We start from the raw sequence: 4,429 nt of genomic DNA, 5'->3' as shown, positions 1-4,429 counted from the left end.
GCGGTGGCCTGAACGTTATCGAATTCCCAACCCTGACACCTGTTTTTGCTCCTTTGGGTGTACCTGCCCGGCCTTGATGGCCGGGCTTTTTTATGCCTGGTGTGTTGTGGATGGCTGTGCCGGCCTGTTCGCGGGCTTGCCCGCTCCCACAGGTATATCACCGCACTTGAGTCCTGTGATTTACCTGTGGGAGCGGGCAAGCCCGCGAACAGGCCGGCACAGCCCCACATTCCTCATGGTTGATCACAAAGCCTGCAACCCGCTAAGGTCGCCGCCTTGATTCACGAGAGACAACCATGGGCTACCTGATAATCGTCGCGCTGATCCAGGCGTTTTCCTTCAGCCTGATCGGCGAGTACCTGGCCGGGCACGTCGACAGCTACTTCGCCGTGCTCGCGCGGGTGCTGCTGGCCGGCCTGGTGTTCCTGCCGCTGACCCGCTGGCGCCAGGTCGAGCCGGGCTTCATGCGCTCGATGCTGCTGATCGGTGCGTTGCAGTACGGCATCACCTACGTCTGCCTGTACCTGAGCTTTCGCGTACTCACGGTGCCGGAAGTGCTGCTGTTCACCATCCTCACGCCATTGCATGTAACCCTGATCGAAGACGCCATGAACCGGCGTTTCAACCCGTGGGCATTGCTGGCCGCGCTGGTGGCTGTGGCTGGCGCGGCGGTGATCCGCTTCGACAGCATCAGCGGTGAGTTCTTTACCGGTTTCCTGCTGCTGCAGTTGGCCAACTTCACCTACGCCGCCGGCCAGGTGCTGTACCGCCACCTGGTCGCACGCAACCCCAGCGACCTGCCGCACTACACCCGTTTTGGCTACTTCTACCTCGGCGCCCTCTTGGTGGTGCTGCCGGCCTTCCTGCTGTTCGGCAATGCCCAGCACCTGCCGAGTACCGACGTGCAATGGCTGGTGTTGCTGTTCCTCGGGTTGTGCCCGACGGCGCTGGGCCTGTACTGGTGGAACAAGGGCGCGTGCCTGGTATCCGGCGCTACCCTGGCGGTGATGAACAACCTGCATGTGCCTGTGGGGCTGCTGCTCAACCTGCTGATCTGGAACCAGCACGAGCCACTGGGGCGGCTGTTCATTGGCGGTGCGATCATCATCGCCTCGGTATGGCTGAGCCGCCTGGGTGGCCGTGGGCGAGCGCCGCTGGCTGGCAAGGCCTGACATGCTGACCCTCTCCAACGGTGTGCAACTGCCGGATACGGACATCGAGCTGAGCTACATCCGTGCCCAAGGCGCGGGTGGGCAGAACGTCAACAAGGTGTCCAGCGCGGTGCACCTGCGCTTCGACATACGCGCCTCATCGCTGCCCGCGTTTTACAAGGAGCGGCTGCTGGCGCTACGGGACAGCCGCATTACCGGCGATGGCGTATTGATCATCAAGGCCCAGCAGTTCCGTACCCAGGAGCAGAACCGCGCGGATGCCTTGGCACGCCTTGCCGAGTTGATCATCGCTGCCGGCAAGACCGAAAAGAAACGCCGCCCCACCAAGCCCACCCTCGGCTCGAAGACCCGCCGGCTCGAAGGGAAGGCCAGACGCAGTACGGTCAAGGCGGGGCGGGGCAAGGTGGACTTCTAAGGCCGTAGGCGGAACGGGCTATTGCGCAGGCTTGCATGGCTGCGCGCCCAGTGTAGGAGCGGCCTTGTGTCGCGATGGGCTGCGCAGTAGCCCCCGCAATCTCAAGCCTCGCTCATCTCTTCCAGCCGACGCGGGACAGGCTCTTGCGCCACCCGTGTGCTCAACCCCACGCGCATGTCGTTACCACTCGGCTGCTGATACAGGCTCAAGCCGAATTCCGGTAACACCGCCAGCAGGTAATCGAAGATATCCCCCTGGATGCGCTCGTAGTCCGCCCACACCGTGGTGGTGGTAAAGCAGTAGATTTCCAGCGGCACGCCCTCGGCGGTGGTCTGCATCTGCCGCACCATACAGGTCATGTTCGGGTGCACATTGGGGTGGTTTTTCAGGTAGGCCAGGGCAAACGCGCGGAAGGTGCCGATATTGGTCAGCTTGCGCCGGTTGGCCGACAGTTCGGCCACAGGGCCCAGCGCTTCGTTCCAGCTTTGCAGCTCCTGGCGTTTGCCGGCCAGGTAGTCGCCCAGCAGGCTGACCTGGGACAGGCGCTGTTCCTCCTCGCGGGTGAGGAAGCGTACACCTGCGGCGTCGATGAACAGGCTGCGCTTGATCCGCCGGCCGCCGGATTGCTACACGTCAGGCGGTCTGACAAGGATCAGAGACTCATCGTCCTGCTCGTAGAGTTCAGGGATAGCCTCCTCGCCGGGGAATTCCATTGCCACTAAAGCTTTGGCTTGGTGAAACGCTCGGTGGATGGAATGCCCGAAGCCGAGAGAAGAATAGAACTGCGCTGCGAAGTAACGAGCGGGTAGATCGCCCACATCGCGGTTCATGCCAATCGCTGCAGGGATGTGGTTGATGCACGCTTCGGCTTGGTTGAACGAATGACACGTGTTGAAGAAGACGAGCTTGAGGTTCTCTGAGCCAACCGCCATGGCGCTCACGATGCCCGGTAGAGGAACGTGCTTCGCTCTCCCTTGGTCATCCTGGAGCACCAGGGTGTCAGCAGTCGTGCCATGGCCACTGAAATGAACGATGGCCGGATTTAGCTCATTCATGGCCTGGAGCACGTCCATGGGCCTCACCGCCCAGCGCGTGTGAAAGTCCAACACATCTCGGTGCGCGGAGGCCCTGATTTTTTCCTCTATCAGACGAGCTTCCTCATCCAGCAGGAGCCTGTCACTTTTATCGCTACCGGGGTCAGCTGCAAAGAAGACCACCGTGATTTTCTCAGGTAGAGCTTTGAGCTTTTCGATCTCACGGGCGGTTTGCTCGTGGAGCTCCTCATGTTGGGAGAGGTCGTCATCGATCTGACGAAGCCGTTGTTCCTGCGCAGCATCCGAACGACGTTGTTCGCGCTTTAGCGCATCGTTTAAACGCTGCTCACTTTGTGCAAGCCGCTTCTGCGCATCGACTATTTTCTTTTCCAACTGGCTGACATCGTAGAGCGCCTTCGTCTGCTCGCTGGTGTATCGCGCAGCATCTCGCAACTTGGACTTCATGGCCGAGGGGGAGGAAGTCTTGCGGGCTGCCGTGTTCGCCGCAGCGCTATTCTGGCCGGCCTTGGCAGCAGCGCTCATCTTCTTCGCCTTTTCTCCCTGCAGCCTGGCGATGGTGCGCTGATGCTGGGCCACCTGTGTACGATAGAGACTGGTACTCACCGCTCAGATCCTTCCTGTTTATGCTGCTAAAACGCTATCATAGCGCCTTGCCCTGTGTATAAATGACACCACCGTGCGTACCTCCACCGCACGCAAGCATGCTGGCACTGGATGGTCGTATGGATGAAACCATTTCCTACCTGAAAGACAGGTTCAAGGATGAGCAGGATCGCTTCAATCGAGTCGAGGACAAGAGTGCCCGATTCTTCACTGCTGTCTCGATTTTGGTCGCGGGGCTAGGCGCAATTGCGGGGCTCAAGAACGGCGTCATTTTCGAGCTCGGTTCGCCGCTGGCCATTCTGATCTTCTGCGCCTTCGTTGTGGCTGCAGTCGCCATTGGATGTGCGTGGGGTCATGCCCTGAGCGCGCTCCGAATCAAGGAATACCCGAATCTTCCGTCCAACCGTCTGACCGGCGAGTACCTGGTTGCGGTCGACGAAGAGGCGCAGAAGAGGCACATCTACAATTGTTACATCGACACGCTTGAGTCGTTGAAGGACACGGTAGCTGACAAAACCAAGCCGTTGGATCTGGCCTACCAGGAAATCAAAATCGGAGCAGGAGCCTTCGGGGCGCTTGCTATTCTAGTTACCTTGAGGGAGCTATTTGCGTGACCGACCAGCAGAAGCCAAATAACAGCGAGCAAACACGCGTTCCGCCGCCGCCAGCTACCACTGAGTATCAACGTCGCTCTGAAGAGCCTCCGGTCAATCGCCAGGGTCCTCCGGAACGGCGCCGCTAAGCGAGCCCACCTACCGATGTCAACGATCACTGCCGTCAGCGCGCGGTGATCGTTTTTTGCTGCTTAAAAGCTGAAAGCGCTTCGCCGACAGGACTATACAACGGGGCTTTTAGCTTAGTTATCGAGAGCATCATCGTCACTGTGGTTGCATTGCTCGTGGTCGGTTTTTTCGGAACCACTATCTGGCGGTACACCTGCAAATTCTTTGCTACCTCTATAGGTGCAGCTATCGTCGCTTTCGTGGGTGTATTCGCCGCGTCCTGCGTGTCGCTCTACAGTCAGCAGCTGGTTGTTCAGGGTTCTCCTTTCGTCAAAGGTAAGCGTCCGGCGAACTCACCTTCCGAACTCCAGCATTAAGGGCGATGGTGTCCGCGTATTTTTAAGCGGACGCGATCACCCTTATCGCCAGGATTTCCATGCGCCAACGAAGCTCTTATCCGAA

General features: G+C 59.4%; 4 protein-coding genes and 1 pseudogene. 3 read left to right on the top strand and 2 right to left on the bottom strand.

Annotated elements, in window-relative coordinates:
• The first annotated feature begins 296 nt into the window (after positions 1-296).
• Positions 297-1,172 carry a carboxylate/amino acid/amine transporter gene (locus DMX12_RS12215; protein ID WP_110677777.1) on the top strand — a complete coding sequence of 292 codons (876 nt, stop codon included), beginning with the start codon at positions 297-299 and terminating at the stop codon, positions 1,170-1,172.
• 1 nt (position 1,173) lies between these two features.
• Complete coding sequence (gene arfB, locus DMX12_RS12210) at positions 1,174-1,587, top strand: alternative ribosome rescue aminoacyl-tRNA hydrolase ArfB (RefSeq protein WP_009683095.1); 414 nt, start codon at positions 1,174-1,176, stop codon at positions 1,585-1,587.
• A gap of 101 nt (positions 1,588-1,688) precedes the next feature.
• Here arfB and DMX12_RS12205 read toward each other — a convergent pair.
• Positions 1,689-2,213, bottom strand: a pseudogene (locus DMX12_RS12205) (mechanosensitive ion channel family protein); the annotation flags it as partial.
• Positions 2,214-3,245, bottom strand: coding sequence for a hypothetical protein (locus tag DMX12_RS12200; RefSeq protein ID WP_110677775.1), 1,032 nt, complete (start codon positions 3,243-3,245; stop codon positions 2,214-2,216).
• A gap of 119 nt (positions 3,246-3,364) precedes the next feature.
• Here DMX12_RS12200 and DMX12_RS12195 point away from each other — a divergent pair, with 119 nt between their 5' ends.
• A complete protein-coding gene (locus DMX12_RS12195; RefSeq protein ID WP_110677773.1) occupies positions 3,365-3,859 on the top strand; it encodes a hypothetical protein in 495 nt (164 codons plus the stop codon).
• Positions 3,860-4,429: the final 570 nt, after the last annotated feature.

The organism is Pseudomonas sp. MB-090624 (genome assembly GCF_003205245.1).
Lineage (GTDB): Bacteria > Pseudomonadota > Gammaproteobacteria > Pseudomonadales > Pseudomonadaceae > Aquipseudomonas > Aquipseudomonas juntendi.
The sequence above is the reverse complement of the archived record's forward strand: the minus strand, read 5'-3'. Positions and strand labels throughout refer to the sequence as shown.

Excerpts from the sequence above, each read along its gene's own strand:
- DMX12_RS12215 (WP_110677777.1), top strand. The coding sequence starts at position 297 with ATGGGCTACCTGATAATCGTCGCGCTGATCCAGGCGTTTTCCTTCAGC.
- DMX12_RS12195 (WP_110677773.1), top strand. The coding sequence starts at position 3,365 with ATGGATGAAACCATTTCCTACCTGAAAGACAGGTTCAAGGATGAGCAG.
- arfB (WP_009683095.1), top strand. The coding sequence starts at position 1,174 with ATGCTGACCCTCTCCAACGGTGTGCAACTGCCGGATACGGACATCGAG.